This window comes from Enterobacter sp. FUJ80071, from assembly GCF_038739915.1.
In the GTDB taxonomy this organism is placed as follows: domain Bacteria; phylum Pseudomonadota; class Gammaproteobacteria; order Enterobacterales; family Enterobacteriaceae; genus Enterobacter; species Enterobacter kobei.
This window is the reverse complement of sequence record NZ_JBBXKH010000008.1, coordinates 1-365: the sequence shown is the minus strand read 5'-3', so window position 1 is coordinate 365 and position 365 is coordinate 1. Positions and strand designations below refer to the sequence as shown.

General features: G+C 49.3%; 1 protein-coding gene. It reads left to right on the top strand.

Translation table 11 applies throughout. The annotated features are described in order from the left end of the window. A partial coding sequence (locus AAER43_RS25880; RefSeq protein ID WP_057058328.1) for a hypothetical protein occupies positions 1–254 on the top strand: 254 nt, incomplete at its 5' end. Positions 255–365 lie beyond the last annotated feature (111 nt).

Below are 365 nucleotides of genomic sequence, written 5' to 3'. Positions count from 1 at the left end.
TCCGCAGTCTGAAAAAAACGTGCCAGGGCACCGCGCCGGTTGATGAGCAGGGCATTGAGCAGCAGATCAAGCTGAAAGAAAAGTATCGCCGTCAGAGAAATGAGCTGAGGGAAGAAATCAAAAAGATGATGGCTGAAAATGTAGAGCTGTTACATAACCTTATACTTTTACAGCAGTATGTCAGGGAGCTTGAACGCAACACCGGGAGGGAGAAAGGGGACGTCATTCCGTTCTCGGGTGGTGTCAGGGACTGAGGCTATACTGAACGGAAGGACGCGAGGTGAATCGCCACAGGTTTAACAGACACCTCAGAGTCATTTAAGATGACTTAAAGAGAGGTGCCCATGAGCGGTAAGCGTTATCCT